The sequence below is a fragment of the Micromonospora costi genome (assembly GCF_003626655.1).
GTDB classification, from domain to species: domain Bacteria; phylum Actinomycetota; class Actinomycetes; order Mycobacteriales; family Micromonosporaceae; genus Micromonospora; species Micromonospora costi.
In genome coordinates, this window is sequence record NZ_RBAN01000004.1 from 304,393 (window position 1) to 317,032 (window position 12,640).

Sequence of the window (12,640 nt, forward strand, 5' to 3'; positions counted from 1 at the left end):
TCCGCCGCAGCCCGGCTGGACGTGCCCTGTCACGCCCCCACGAAGCGCAGGTGCCGGCGCTGGCGCAGCCGGACGGCCGAGGCCGCCACCACGAGCAGCGTGAGGACGACCGCGAACGCGATCCCCTGGGTCAGCCCGCGGGTCAGGTAGCCGCCGTCGGTGTGGTCGATGGCGTACGTGCCGATCTCGCGGCTGAACCAGAAGGGCAGCGCCCGGGAGGCGGTGTCCGCCGGGTCCATCACCATCTGCAACCCGACCACGGTGAGCAGCACGAGCGTCCCCTCCAGCTCGCGGGGCAGCACGGCGCTGAGCAGCAGGCCGAACGGGGCGGCCACCGCCACCATGAGCGCCATGATGAGGGCGATCGCGCCGTACCGGACGTCGCGCTGGTCGACGAGGATGAGCACGAAGTACGGCACCGACAGGCCCACGCCGACCGTCCAGAGGGCGAGCAGCCGCCCGAGCACCAGGTGCAGGCTGCGGTAGCCCGACAGCCGCAGCCGCGGCTCGATGCCCCGCGCGGCGCTGCCGGCGAACAGGGCCGCGGTGCTCAACGCCCAGCCCACACCCAGGCAGACGAAACGGATCGACTGGCCGAGGTGGTCGCCGCGGCGGCTCAGGTAGAAGGCCAGCGGCAGCAGCAGGAGGATGACGAGCACGGAGCGACGGCGCACCAGCTCGCGCAGAGCGGTCTCGGCCACCACGAGGGTCCTGGTCATGCGGCGCGCTCCCGGGGGGTGGTCAGGTCGAGCACGAGGTCGACGCGGTCGAGCTGGTTGAGCAGGTGGGTCACGACCACGATGGCCTTGCCGGCGTCGCGCCACCGCCACACCTCGTGCCAGAAGTCGAGGTAGGTGCCCCGGTCGAAGCCCTGGTACGGCTCGTCGAGCAGCAGCACCTCCGGCTCGCCGAGGCGGGCCAGCACGAGGTTCAGCTTCTGCCGGGTGCCGCCGGAGAGGTGCCGCGCCTGGGTGCCCGCGGGCGGCGACCAGTCCAGCGCGGCGGCCCCGGCGCGGCCGGCCCGGCGGGCCGTGTCCCGCGTGAGGCCACGACCGCCGCCGACCAGCGCGAAGTGCTCGTCGGCGTCGAGGAACTCGGCGGTGCCCCCGTCCTGCGGGCAGTAGCCGAGCGCGCCGTGCACGCGTACGGTGCCCGCGTCCGGGCTCACCAGGCCCGCGCAGATCCGCAGGAAGGTGCTCTTGCCGGACCCGTTGGCGCCGACCACCGCGGCGATCTCGCCCGCGCGTACGGTGAGATCCACCCGGTCGAGGACGGTCCGCCCGCGGTAGCGCTTGGTGATGCCCTGCGCGGCGAGCCGCACCGGGCCGGGCCGGCGGTGGGGCGGACGCCGGTCGGGCCCGCCGAGGCTGTCGGCGACCGCCCGGGCGTACGCGTCCGGCGGGCCGAAGACCCGCAGTGGATGTTCCCCGCTCTCGGTGAGGTGGGTGGCCGCCTCGGCGACCACGTGTCCGGTCAGGTCGGGCCCCACCCCGTGCCGGCGCAGCTCGCCGGTGAGGGCGGCGAGCCAGGCGTTGTGGTTCACCGCTTCGGCTCCTCGCTCAGTATCGCGCCCACGCTCGCCGCGAAGGCGGTCCAGTCGGTGGCCGCCGCGCGCAGCGCCGCGCTGCCGGCCGGGCTGATCCGGTAGTACTTGCGGGCGGGGCCCGTGGCGCCCTCGCGCCAGTGGGCGGTGAGCAGGCCGGAGCGCTGCAACCGCAGCAGCACCGGGTAGAGGGTGCCGCCCTGGACCGTGCCCATGCCATGCGCCCGCAGCGCCTGGGACAGCTCGTAGCCGTACGACTCGCCCCGGCTCACCAGCCCGAGCACGCAGAGGTCGAGCACCCCGCGCAGCCACTGCGCCCGCCGCTCCTGGTCCATCCGCCCCTACCGGGACGCCGCCACGCCGAAGATCACGCCCAGGACCCTAGCCGCACCATCTAGATAGCGCAACTACCTACCGCGCCCTTGGATCCCCCCGCGATCTTGCAGTTTCGGCCCCGTCCTGTGGCTTATGCCCGTTAGGTCGGGGCAGAAAGTGCAAGATCGCCGGGGGTTCAGCGCGGGGGTTGGTCCACCGGGCAGGCGTACGCGGTTCGGGCGCCGAGCGTCCAGCGGCGTACCTCCGCATTGCAGCGCCGGCACCTGTCGCGCTTGTAGACCCACCGCTCGTCCGGGGCGGTCGGATCGCTCACCACCTGCCCGGCGTCGCGGCCCAGCGCCAGGTACCGCACCGCGAGATCCCAGAGCCGCCGCGCCGGCTCGGGCCCGATCCCGCGCGTGTCCGGGTCGAGACCGGCGAGGAAGAGCAGTTCGGCGCGCCACGCGTTGCCGATCCCCGCCCAGACCGACTGGTCGAGCACCGCCGCCCCGACCGCGCCACCCGCCGCGGCCAGCCGGCGGACCGCGTCGGCGTCGTCGGCGTCGTCACGCAGCGGATCAGGACCGAGGGAGGCGCGCAGGGCGCGCTCGCCGTCGGGCGGTAGCGGTTCGCACCGGATCGGCGCGATCAGGTCGTACGCGGCCGCCGCGCCCGCGAGCCGCAGCCGCACCCCGGCGCGGGGCGGCACGGTCGGGTCGTCGTGGCGCAGGAACAGCCCGCGCATGCCGAGGTGCACGTGCAGGGCCGGGCTGTCGTCGAAGTGGTAGAGCAGATGCTTGCCGTACGCCTCGACGGCGCGCAGCGTCCGCCCGGCGTACGGGCCGGGGTCGAAGCGGCCCTGCGGGCTGGACAGGGCCGGGACGCTCCCGGCGAGCGCGGCGTGCTGCTCCCGCGCGTACCGGTGGATGAGGTGACCCTCGGGCATGCCGGCGGGTACCCGGGGAAGATAAGGGGCGAACGTGCCCATCCGGCCCGCTCACACAGGAGGCGACATGACCGTCAACCCGGACGACCCGCTGCGCGAACCGCCCGAGGCCGACGCCATGGAGCAGGCGCAGCCGGTGGTGGACGACGCCGACCAGGACGTCACCCCGACCAGCCCGCCGATGGAGGCCACCGAGGCCGACGTGGCCGAGCAGGGCTCCCCGCCGGCCGGTGAGCAGGACGTGCTGACCTCCCTGCCCGAGGACGCCAACCCGGCGGACGCCCTCGAACAACGCGAGTCGATCATCCCAGCCGACGAGGACCACCGCGACGGCTAACCCCACCCTGTCCCCACCCCACCCCACCCCGCCCCTCCCCGCCCGCGCCCGTCCCCGCCCCGCCGATCATGCAGTTGTGGTGCCCCACAAAGGCCGCGAGACAGGACCATTCGGGCGCCAGAACTGCATGATCGACGCCGGAGGGAGGCGGGGTCAGGCGGGCTCGGACAGGGTTCGGCGTAGCTCTCGTTTGAGCACCTTGTGGCTGGGGCCGATGGGCAGCGCGTCGACGTACCGGATCTGGCGCGGGTACTTGTGTCGGCCGAGGTGCTCCCGCGCCCAGTCGATCAGCTCCTGCTCGGCCGGCGCGCCCGGCCCACCCGGGTCCGGCACCACCACCGCGCAGATCTCCTCGCCGTGCCGCGGGTCGGGCACGCCGATCACCGCGACCTGGCCGACCGCCGGGTGCCGGGCCAGCGCCTCCTCGACCTCCCGGGGGTAGACGTTGAAGCCACCCCGGATGATCATGTCCTTCTTCCGGTCGACGATGGTGATGAACCCGTCGGCGTCCTTGCGGCCCAGGTCCCCGCTGCGGAACCAGCCGTCGACCAGCGCCTCGGCGGTGGCCTCGGGTCGCCCCAGATAGCCGGCGAAGACGTTGTGGCCGCGGATGACGATCTCGCCGAGTTCGCCGGTGGGCAGCAGTTCGATCCGGTCGTCGAGTTCGGCGCGGGCGATCTCCACCTCCACGCCCCAGACGGGGTGGCCGATGGTGCCGGCGCGGGTGCCGAAGTGCGGCTGGTTGGTGGTGGCCGTGGGTGAGGTCTCCGACAGGCCGTACCCCTCGAAGACGGTCGTGTCGAACGCCGCGTGGAACCGTTCCAGGACGGCCACCGGCAGCGACGCCCCGCCGGAGATGCACAGGCGCAGCCGGGGCAGCGCGTCCCGGCCCCGGGCCGCCTCCAGCAGGGCCACGTACATGGTGGGCACGCCGTGGAAGACGTTCACGTCCTCGCGCAGCATCAGGTCGATGGCCGCCGGCCCGGTGAACCGGCTCAGCAGCACGAGCGTCGCCCCGATGCGGAACGTGCCGTTCATCGCCACGGTCTGGCCGAAGCTGTGGAACAGCGGCAGGCAGCCGAGCACCACGTCGCTGCTGCGGGCGTCGTTGGCGTCGAAGACGTTGACGGTGGCGTTCATGACGAGGTTGAGGTGGGTCAGCAGCGCGCCCTTGGGTACGCCCGTGGTGCCGCTGGTGTAGAGCACCACGGCCGGGTCCTCGGCCGACCGGGTCAGGTACGACGGCAGCGGCGGCACCGACTCGCTCAGGTCCTCCAGGCGCGGCGCGATGGCGTCGGGCGCCGCCGGCCCGACGGTCACCAGCGGTACGCCGGCGGTGGCCGCGGCCGCGGCGCCCAGGGCGAGCTGCGAGGTGTGGCACACCAGCGCCTTGGCGCCGCTGTCGCGCAGCACGTGCGCGGCCTCGTCCGGGGTGAGCAGCAGGTGCACCGGCACCAGCACCGCGCCGGCCGCGAGGGCGCCGTAGTAGACGCGGGGGAAGTCGACGACGTTCGGCGCGAGCAGGGCCACCGGGTCGCCCGGGGCAATGCCCAGCTCACGCAGGCCGGCGGCGTAGCTGCGCGCCTCCAGCCACAGTTCGGCGTACGTCACCCGCGCCTCGCCGTCGACCACGGCCACGGTGTCGGCGTGCCGGCGGGCGGACTCGGCCAGCACCATGGCCAGCGACAGCGCGGTCACCGCGGCACCGCCCGGTAGAGGCGGCTGACCGTCTCGGCCACGCAGACCGGTTTGCCGCCCGCGTCGCTGTCCACGGTGACCGCGGTGACGACCTGCACCCCACCGTCCACCGGGGACACCTCGGCGATCGTGGCTCTGGCGCGTACGGCGCTTCCGACCCGCACCGGTGCGGGGAAGCGCACGCGGTTGAGCCCATAGTTGACGCCCATGCCCACCCCGTCGACCCGGTACAGCGCGCCGACCAGCGCCGGCAGCAGGGACAGGGTCAGGTAGCCGTGGGCGATCGTGCCGCCGAACGGGCCGGTCGCCGCCCGTACCGGGTCGACGTGGATCCACTGGTGGTCGTCGGTGGCGTCGGCGAACAGGTCCACGCGCTTCTGCGCGATCCGGTGCCACGGGCCCGGGCCGAGCGTCTCGCCGGTCGCCGCGGCCAGCTCGTCGATGGAGGCGAACGTCCTCATGCCAGGTGCCCTCCCAGCTTCGTGTAGCCGCGCAGCAGGTCACGCGAGATGATGAGCCGCTGCATCTCGTCGGTGCCCTCGAAGATCCGGTAGAGCCGCACCTGCCGGTACCAGCGCTCGATGGGCAGCTCGCGGGTGTAGCCCATGCCGCCGTGGATCTGCATGACCCGGTCCACCACCCGGTTGACCATGCCGGCGCCGTAGAGCTTGGCCATCGACGAGGCGTGGCGCGGGTCCATGCCCTGGTCGACGGTCCACGCGGCGCGCAGGATGAGCCAGCGGGCCGCCTCCAGCTCCGTCTCCGAGTCGGCGATCATCCACTGGATCGCCTGGTTCTCCCCGATCGGGCGGCCGAACGTCTCGCGGGTGTTCGCGTACGCGATGGCCATGCCGAGCGCCCGCTCGGCGATGCCCAAGGCGTGCGACGGGATGGTGTAGCGGCCCTTGCCGATCCACTCCATGCCGAGCGTGAAGCCCTGGCCCAGCTCGCCGAGGATGTTGCGCTCGGGCACCCGTACGTCGTCGAAGACCAGCGACGCCGGACCGCCCTCCCCCATCGTCTGGATGAACTCCGACCGCCAGCCCATCTCCCGGTCCACGAGGAAAGCGGTGGCCCCGCCGCGGCGGGCGCCCTTCTCCGGGTCGGTCACCGCGATGACGATCGCGAAGTCCGCCTCGTTGCCGCCGGTGATGAACGTCTTCTCGCCGTTGAGCACCCAGTCGCCGCCGTCGCGGCGGGCGCTGAGCTTGATGTTGGCCGCGTCGGACCCGGCGCCCGGTTCGGTGATGGCGAAGCAGCTGAACCGCTCGCCCTCGATGGTCGGCAGCAGGAACTCCCGCTTCTGCTCCTCGTTGCAGTAGAACAGGATGTTGTCGGCCTCGCCGCCGAAGCGGAACGGCACGAACGAGCGGCCGATCTCGGTCCAGATCAGCGACTGGGTGACGGCCGGCAGGTCCATGCCGCCGTACTCCTCGGGTGTGGCGAGGCCCCAGAAGCCGAACTTGCGCGCCTTGAGCTGGAGTTCGCGCAGCTCACCGCGCTCCAGGCCGGGCCGGTGCGCGCGTTCCCGCCGCAGCAGCTCCTGTTCCAGCGGCACGACCTCCCGGGTGATGAAGTCGCGGGCCGTGTCTCGGATGGCCCGCTGCTCGTCGGATAGCGCGAAGTCCATGGTTCCTCCGGGTGGTGGGTGGGGTACGCGTGCCTCAGCGGGCGCCGCCGTTGACGTACAGGGTCTGGCCGCTGACGTACGAGGCGTCGTCACTGGCCAGGAAGGCAATGACCGAGGCGATCTCGGCGGGTTGGGCGACCCGGCGCAGTGGCGTGTGCTCGGCGACCATCCGCTGGTGCTCCTCGGGGGTGCTCCCGACGCGCTGGGCGGTGGCGGCGGTCATCGCGGTGGCCACGTAGCCCGGCGCGACGGCGTTGACCGTCACGTTGAACGGACCCAGCTCGATGGCGAGGGTGGCGGTGAGGCCCTGCACGCCCGCCTTCGCCGCCGCGTAGTTGACCTGGCCGCGGTTGCCCAGCGCGGAGCGGCTGCTCAGGTTGACGATGCGCCCGTAGCGGGCGGCCACCATGTGCTGCTGCGCGGCCTGGCAGCAGAGGAACATGCTTGTCAGGTTGGTGGTGAGCACCGCGTCCCAGCTCGCGAGCGGCATCTTGAACAGCAGGTCGTCGCGGGTGATGCCGGCGTTGTTGACGAGCACGTGCAGCCCGCCGTACGCCCCCACCACCTGCTCGGTCATGGCGGCGACCGCGTCGGCGTCGGTCACGTCGCAGCCGATGCCGACGGCCCGGCCGCCGTTCTTCCCGATCTCGTCGGCGACGGCCCGGCTGGCGTCGGCGTCGAGGTCGACCACGGCGACGGCCGCGCCCTCGGCGGCGAGCCGGTGCGCGGTGGCGGCGCCGATGCCCCGCGCGGCGCCGGTGACGACGGCGACCCGGTCGGCGAATCTGGTCACGGTTGCTCCCTGGAGGTCAGAACGCGTTCACGCCGGTGAGCGCGCGGCCGATGAGGAGGTGCTGGATCTGGCTGGTGCCCTCGTAGAGGGTGGCGACGCGGGCGTCGCGCAGGTACTTGCCGACCGGGTACTCGTCGATGTAGCCGTAGCCGCCGAACACCTGCACCGCGTTGTTGGCGGCGCGCACGGCGGCCTCGCTGGCGAAGAGCTTGGCCATGGACGCCTCGGTGGCGAACGGCTGGCCGCGGTCGATGAGGTCGGCCACCTGCCAGACGAGCAGCCGGGCCGCGGTGGTGTCCACCGCGATGGCGGCGAGCATCTGCTGCACGAGTTGGTGGCCGGCGATCGGCTTGCCGAACTGGGTACGCTGCCCCGCGTAGGCGACCGCGGCGTCCAGGCAGCCCTGGGCGATGCCCACACAGCCGGCGGCGACCGACATGCGGCCCTTGGCGAGGGTGGCGAGCGCGAGCCGGAACCCGCCGCCCTCCTCGCCGAGGCGCGCGGCGTCGGGCACGCGTACGCCGTCGAGGCGCAGCTCGCCGGTGGCCTGCCCGCGTAGGCCGAGCTTGCCGTGGATCTCCCGCCGGGTCAGCCCCGGGCTGTCGGTGGGCACCAGGAACGCGCTGATGCCCCGGTGCCCCGGGCCGCCGGTGCGGGCGAAGACGAGCGCGACGTCGGCCGTGGTGCCGTTGGTGATGAACATCTTCGTGCCGGTGAGCAGCCAGTCGTCGCCGTCGCGCGCCGCGCGGGTGGTCAGGGCCGCCGCGTCGGAGCCGCTGTCGGGCTCGGTGAGCGCGAAGCAGCCCAGGGCGGTGCCGGAGCAGAGCGCGGGCAGCCAGCGCGCCCGCTGGGCGGCCGAGCCGTACGCGGCGATCGACTTCGCGACCAGACCGAGCGACACCGACACGATGCCGCGCACCGCGGAGTCGCCGCGCCCCAGTTCTTCGAGCACCAGGCAGTACGACAGGTGGTCGCCGCCGGAGCCGCCGTCGGCCTCGGGGATCGTCAGGCCGAGGAAGCCGAGGGCGCCGAGCTTGCCGACGATGGCCGGGTCGACCTCCTCGCGCCGGTCCCAGTCGGCGGCGTGTGGCCGGACCTCCCGGTCGACGAACTCCGCGGCGAGTTGGCGGACCGCCGCCTGTTCGGCGGAGAGGTGCAGGTCCATGGACATAAACTAGCGGTGCAAGTTTAATTCCGTCCAGACCCGCTGTGGCAGAGTTTCCCGAACGGACCCGTCACGCCCGGCGACGCGCCACGCGCCGTCGCCCACCCGCCCGAAGGAGGCACCGATGCCCCGGCCACGGCAGGCGCTGCTCAGCCGGCAGCGGATCGTCGAGGCCGCGGCGGCGCTCATCGACAGCGAGGGCCTGGAGGGCTTCTCCACCCGCCGACTCGCCGCCGAACTCGGCGTCCGCGGGCCGTCCCTCTACAACCACTTCGCGACCAAGGACGAGATCCTCGACGCGGTCGCCGACAGCGTCACCGGTCAGGTGGACGTGTCGTTCTTCGGCCGGGTCGACTGGCGGGAGGCCCTGCGGCGGTGGGGGCACTCGTACCGGGCCGCGCTCGCCGCGCACCCGAACATCGTCCCGTACCTGGCCCGCGGCCCCGGCCGGCGGCCGGCGGCGCTCGCCATGGCGGACGCCGTCTACGGCGGGCTGGTCGACGCGGGCTGGCCGCCGGCCCGGGCCACCCACATCGGCGCGCTGATGCGCTACTTCGTGGCCGGTTCGGCGCTCGGCTCGTTCGCCCGCGGCTTCGTCGAGGACCCGGGCCTGTACGCCGAGCAGTACCCGCACCTGACCCAGGCGCACCGTCTCGCCGAGCACCAGCAGCAGGTGGACGAGGGGGCGTTCGCGCTCGGCCTCGACGCGCTGATCGACGGCCTGTCCCGCACGTACGAGCGTCACGTCGGGCCGCTGCCACCCCTCCCCTCGGCGACCGACGCGTACTAGGGTCCAAACTTGCACCGCTAGTTTTGGCCACGTACGTGAGGGGCGCGATGGATCTCGCACGGACCGACTTCTACCTCGACGGCCGCTGGGTCACCGCCTCCGGCGGCGAGACACTCCCGGTGCACAACCCCGCGACCGAGGAGGTCGTCGCGGCCGTACCGGCCGGCACCCCCGCCGACGTCGACCGGGCCGTGGCCGCCGCCCGGGCCGCCTTCGACGGCTGGGCCGCAACCCCGCCGGCCGAGCGCGCGGCGCACCTGGACCGGCTGCACGCCGCCCTGTCCGCGCGGGCCGACGACATCGCGCGCACCGTCGCCCTGGAACTGGGCACGCCAATGAAGGTCGCCACCCGGGTGCAGGCCGGCCTGCCGCTCGCCGTCCTGCACAGCTACGTCGAACTGGCCGCCCGGCCGCCCGCCGAGGAGACGGTCGGCAACACGACGGTGGTCCGCGAGCCGGTCGGCGTGGTCGGCGCCATCACGCCGTGGAACTACCCGCTGCACCAGGTGGTGGCGAAGCTCGCCCCGGCGCTCGCCGCCGGCTGCACGGTGGTGCTCAAGCCGAGCGAGCTGACCCCGCTGGTGTCGTACCTGCTCTTCGACGCGATCCACGAGGCCGGCCTCCCGCCGGGGGTGGTCAACCTGGTCACCGGCACCGGCCCGGTCGTCGGCGAGGCCATCGCCGCCCACCCGGACGTCGACATGGTGTCGTTCACCGGCTCGACCGCCACCGGCCGGCGCATCTCCCACCTCGCGGCGGACCGCATCGCCCGGGTCGCGCTGGAGCTGGGCGGCAAGTCCGCCAACGTGGTCCTCGACGACGCCGACCTGGCCACCGCGGTCAAGGTCGGCGTCGGCAACGCCTTCCTCAACTCGGGGCAGACCTGCACCGCCTGGACGCGGATGCTGGTGCACCGGTCCCGCTACGACGAGGCGGTGGAGCTGGCCGCCAAGGCCGCCGGGGGCTACCGGCTCGGCGACCCGTTCGACGCGGCGACCCGGCTCGGGCCGCTCGTCTCGGCCACCCAGCGGGAGCGGGTGCTCGGCCACGTCACCCGCGGCCTGGCCGACGGGGGCCGGCTGGTCGCCGGCGGCCCGGACGCCCCGGTACCCGACCGCGGCTGGTTCGTGGCCCCCACCGTGATCGCCGACGTCGACCCGGACAGCGCGCTGGCCCAGGAGGAGGTCTTCGGCCCGGTCCTCGCGGTGATCCCCGTGGACGACGACGACCATGCCGTCGCGGTGGCCAACAACTCCCGGTACGGACTGGCCGGCGCGGTCTGGTCGACCGACGAGGAACGCGCGGTGCGGGTGGCCCGGCGCATGCGGACCGGGGCAGTGGACGTCAACGGCGCGCCGTTCAACCCGCTCGCCCCGTTCGGCGGCTACAAGCAGTCCGGCATCGGCCGCGAGCTGGGCCGCCACGGGCTGGCCGAGTTCCTCCAGACCAAGGCCATCCAGCGGTGAGGGCGCTCGTGGTCCGCGGGGCCGGCGAGCCGCCCCGGGTCGAGGAGGTCGAACTGCCGGCCCCGGGTCCCGGCGAGGTACGCGTCGCCGTCCGGGCCGCCGGTGTCTGCCACTCCGACCTGTCGATGGTGAACGGCACGATCGCCGCGCCGTACCCGCTGGTGCTCGGCCACGAGGCGGCCGGCGTCGTGGCCGAGGTCGGCGCGGGCGTGTCCCGGGTGACGCCCGGCGCGCACGTGGTGCTGAACTGGGCCCCGCCCTGCCGGCGGTGCTGGTACTGCGGCCACGGCGAGCCCTGGCTCTGCGAGCGGGGCGGCACCCCGGCGGCCGCCCGTGGCCGCACGCCGGCCGGCGAGCCGCTGCACGTCACGCTCGGCCTCGGCGCCCTCGCCGAGGAGGTGGTGATACCCGAGGAGGCGGTCATCCCCGTCCCCGCCGAGCTGCCGTTCGACGCCGCGGCGCTGCTCGGCTGTGCGGTGCTGACCGGTGCGGGCGCGGTCCGGCGCACCGCGGCCGTGGCCGCCGGCGAATCGGTCGCCGTGATCGGCCTGGGCGGGGTGGGGCTGTCGGTGGTGGGCGCCGCCCGGGCGGCCGGCGCCGGCCCGGTGCTGGCCGTCGACGTGTCACCCGCCAAGGCCGAGCTGGCGCTGGCGGCCGGCGCCACCGAGTTCCTTCTCGCCGACGACTCGCTGAGCCGGGGCGTACGGGAGCGGACCGACGGCCGGGGCGTCGACCACGCCTTCGAGTGCGTCGGGCGGGGCAGCACCATCCGTACGGCCTGGCGGGCCACCCGCCGGGGCGGCAAGGTGACCGTGGTGGGCATGGGCGCCAAGGACGACGTGGTCCCGCTCGGCGCGCTGGAGATCTTCCACTCGGCCCGCACGCTGCGGTCGTCGGTCTACGGCTCCTCCGACCCCGACCGGGACGTGCCCGAGCTGGCCCGCTCGGTGCTCGACGGCAGCCTGGACCTGGCGCCGCTGATCACCGACCGCACCGGGCTGGACGGCGCCGCCGCGGCGTTCGACCGGATGGCCCGGGGCGAGGGCGCCCGTACCGTCGTCGTCCCCTGAGCCCGGCCGGCCGCGACCCTCGGCGGCGGGTGCGGCAGGATCGACGGCAGATACGACGTCTCGCCGGGGGTGGGTATGTGGGCGCCGGCCGAGGCGGACCGCGCGACGGTGCCGCACAGCCTTCAGGAGCGGGCCGCCCGCGCGCTACCGGCCGAGCACGTGACACGGGTCGACGGGTGGTGGCTGCGCCACGCCCCGCGCTGTTCCTGGTGGGTGGGGTCGGTGCTGCCGCACGGCCCGGCCGACCCGGGGCAGCTGGCGCACCGGGTCGCCACGGCGGAGCGCTTCTACGCCAACCGGGACGGCATCGCCCGGTTCCAGATCTGCCCGGGCGCGTGCCCCGACGGGCTCGACGGGTTCCTCGCGGCACGCGGGTACCGGCTGGAGAGCCCGATGTCACTGCAGGTGGCGTCGACCGCGGCCGTCGCGGACGCCACCCCGCCGGATGCGCCGCCGGTCCGGACGACCGACCGCCCGACCACCGACTGGTTCGAGGTCTGGCACGCCGTGCACGGCGACGGCACCGATCCGGGCGCCGAGCGGGCCATGCTCGACCGGGTGGACCGGCCGGCCGCGTACGCCTGCGCGGTGCTCGACGGCGACGTCGTCGCGGTGGGCCGGGCGGTCGCCGACACCGGGTGGGCGGGCATGTTCGGGATGGCCACGCTGCCCGGGGTGCGCGGGCGGGGCGCGGCGCGCGCCGTGCTCGCGGGGCTGGCCGGCTGGGCCGCCGGGCACCGCGCCGACCGGCTGTACCTCCAGGTGGAGCGCGGCAACGCGCCGGCCCTGCGGCTGTACGGGCGGGCGGGCTTCCGGGAACGGTACGGCTACCACTACCGCGTCGCCGATTGAGCCGGTACTCCAGAGTCCGGGCTTGACCCTGACGC

At 74.3% G+C, this 12,640-nt stretch carries 14 protein-coding genes; 5 read left to right on the forward strand and 9 right to left on the reverse strand.

The window, feature by feature from the left end; all coding sequences use genetic code 11:
- Positions 1-29: 29 nt before the first annotated feature.
- From D7193_RS23190 to D7193_RS23205, 4 genes are all read right to left on the reverse strand, one after another.
- Positions 30-719 carry an ABC transporter permease gene (locus D7193_RS23190; RefSeq protein ID WP_120781651.1) on the reverse strand — a complete coding sequence of 230 codons (690 nt, stop codon included), beginning with the start codon at positions 717-719 and terminating at the stop codon, positions 30-32.
- On the reverse strand, positions 716-1,543 hold the full coding sequence (locus tag D7193_RS23195) for an ATP-binding cassette domain-containing protein (RefSeq protein ID WP_120781652.1): 828 nt from the start codon (positions 1,541-1,543) through the stop codon (positions 716-718). Before D7193_RS23195 ends, D7193_RS23190 begins: the two co-directional genes overlap by 4 nt.
- Entirely contained in the window at positions 1,540-1,878 is a 339-nt protein-coding gene (locus tag D7193_RS23200; RefSeq protein WP_120781653.1) for a PadR family transcriptional regulator, read from the reverse strand. Before D7193_RS23200 ends, D7193_RS23195 begins: the two co-directional genes overlap by 4 nt.
- A 176-nt stretch (positions 1,879-2,054) precedes the next feature.
- Positions 2,055-2,846 (reverse strand): DNA-formamidopyrimidine glycosylase family protein, encoded by a 792-nt coding sequence (locus D7193_RS23205; RefSeq protein ID WP_206611950.1) that lies wholly within the window; start codon positions 2,844-2,846, stop codon positions 2,055-2,057.
- A 25-nt stretch (positions 2,847-2,871) separates the two neighbouring features.
- Here D7193_RS23205 and D7193_RS23210 point away from each other — a divergent pair, with 25 nt between their 5' ends.
- Positions 2,872-3,141, forward strand: a complete 270-nt coding sequence (locus tag D7193_RS23210; RefSeq protein WP_120781655.1) for a hypothetical protein — start codon at positions 2,872-2,874, stop codon at positions 3,139-3,141.
- Between the two features lie 153 nt (positions 3,142-3,294).
- On the opposite strand, the gene D7193_RS23215 is transcribed toward D7193_RS23210, so the two are convergent.
- The 5 genes from D7193_RS23215 to D7193_RS23235 are packed head-to-tail and all read right to left on the reverse strand — an operon-like array spanning position 3,295 to position 8,427.
- The gene (locus tag D7193_RS23215) at positions 3,295-4,839 is read right to left on the reverse strand and encodes a long-chain-fatty-acid--CoA ligase (protein WP_120781656.1); all 1,545 of its coding nucleotides are present in this window, start codon (positions 4,837-4,839) and stop codon (positions 3,295-3,297) included.
- On the reverse strand, positions 4,836-5,300 hold the full coding sequence (locus D7193_RS23220) for a MaoC family dehydratase (RefSeq protein ID WP_120781657.1): 465 nt from the start codon (positions 5,298-5,300) through the stop codon (positions 4,836-4,838). The genes D7193_RS23215 and D7193_RS23220 overlap by 4 nt, the downstream gene beginning before the upstream one ends.
- Positions 5,297-6,469, reverse strand: a complete 1,173-nt coding sequence (locus D7193_RS23225; protein WP_120781658.1) for an acyl-CoA dehydrogenase family protein — start codon at positions 6,467-6,469, stop codon at positions 5,297-5,299. The genes D7193_RS23220 and D7193_RS23225 overlap by 4 nt, the downstream gene beginning before the upstream one ends.
- A gap of 34 nt (positions 6,470-6,503) precedes the next feature.
- A complete protein-coding gene (gene fabG / locus D7193_RS23230; RefSeq protein ID WP_120781659.1) occupies positions 6,504-7,262 on the reverse strand; it encodes a 3-oxoacyl-ACP reductase FabG in 759 nt (252 codons plus the stop codon).
- Positions 7,263-7,278: 16 nt separating this feature from the next.
- A complete protein-coding gene (locus D7193_RS23235; RefSeq protein WP_120781660.1) occupies positions 7,279-8,427 on the reverse strand; it encodes an acyl-CoA dehydrogenase family protein in 1,149 nt (382 codons plus the stop codon).
- A 124-nt stretch (positions 8,428-8,551) separates the two neighbouring features.
- Here D7193_RS23235 and D7193_RS23240 point away from each other — a divergent pair, with 124 nt between their 5' ends.
- The 4 genes from D7193_RS23240 to D7193_RS23255 all read left to right on the forward strand — a co-directional run bounded on the left by D7193_RS23240 (position 8,552) and on the right by D7193_RS23255 (position 12,605).
- On the forward strand, positions 8,552-9,217 hold the full coding sequence (locus D7193_RS23240) for a TetR/AcrR family transcriptional regulator (protein WP_120781661.1): 666 nt from the start codon (positions 8,552-8,554) through the stop codon (positions 9,215-9,217).
- 47 nt (positions 9,218-9,264) lie between these two features.
- Positions 9,265-10,683, forward strand: coding sequence for an aldehyde dehydrogenase family protein (locus D7193_RS23245; protein WP_120781662.1), 1,419 nt, complete (start codon positions 9,265-9,267; stop codon positions 10,681-10,683).
- A complete protein-coding gene (locus D7193_RS23250; RefSeq protein WP_174242710.1) occupies positions 10,680-11,753 on the forward strand; it encodes an alcohol dehydrogenase catalytic domain-containing protein in 1,074 nt (357 codons plus the stop codon). Before D7193_RS23245 ends, D7193_RS23250 begins: the two co-directional genes overlap by 4 nt.
- 75 nt (positions 11,754-11,828) lie before the next feature.
- Positions 11,829-12,605, forward strand: coding sequence for a GNAT family N-acetyltransferase (locus D7193_RS23255; RefSeq protein WP_120781663.1), 777 nt, complete (start codon positions 11,829-11,831; stop codon positions 12,603-12,605).
- The last annotated feature ends 35 nt before the right edge of the window (positions 12,606-12,640 follow it).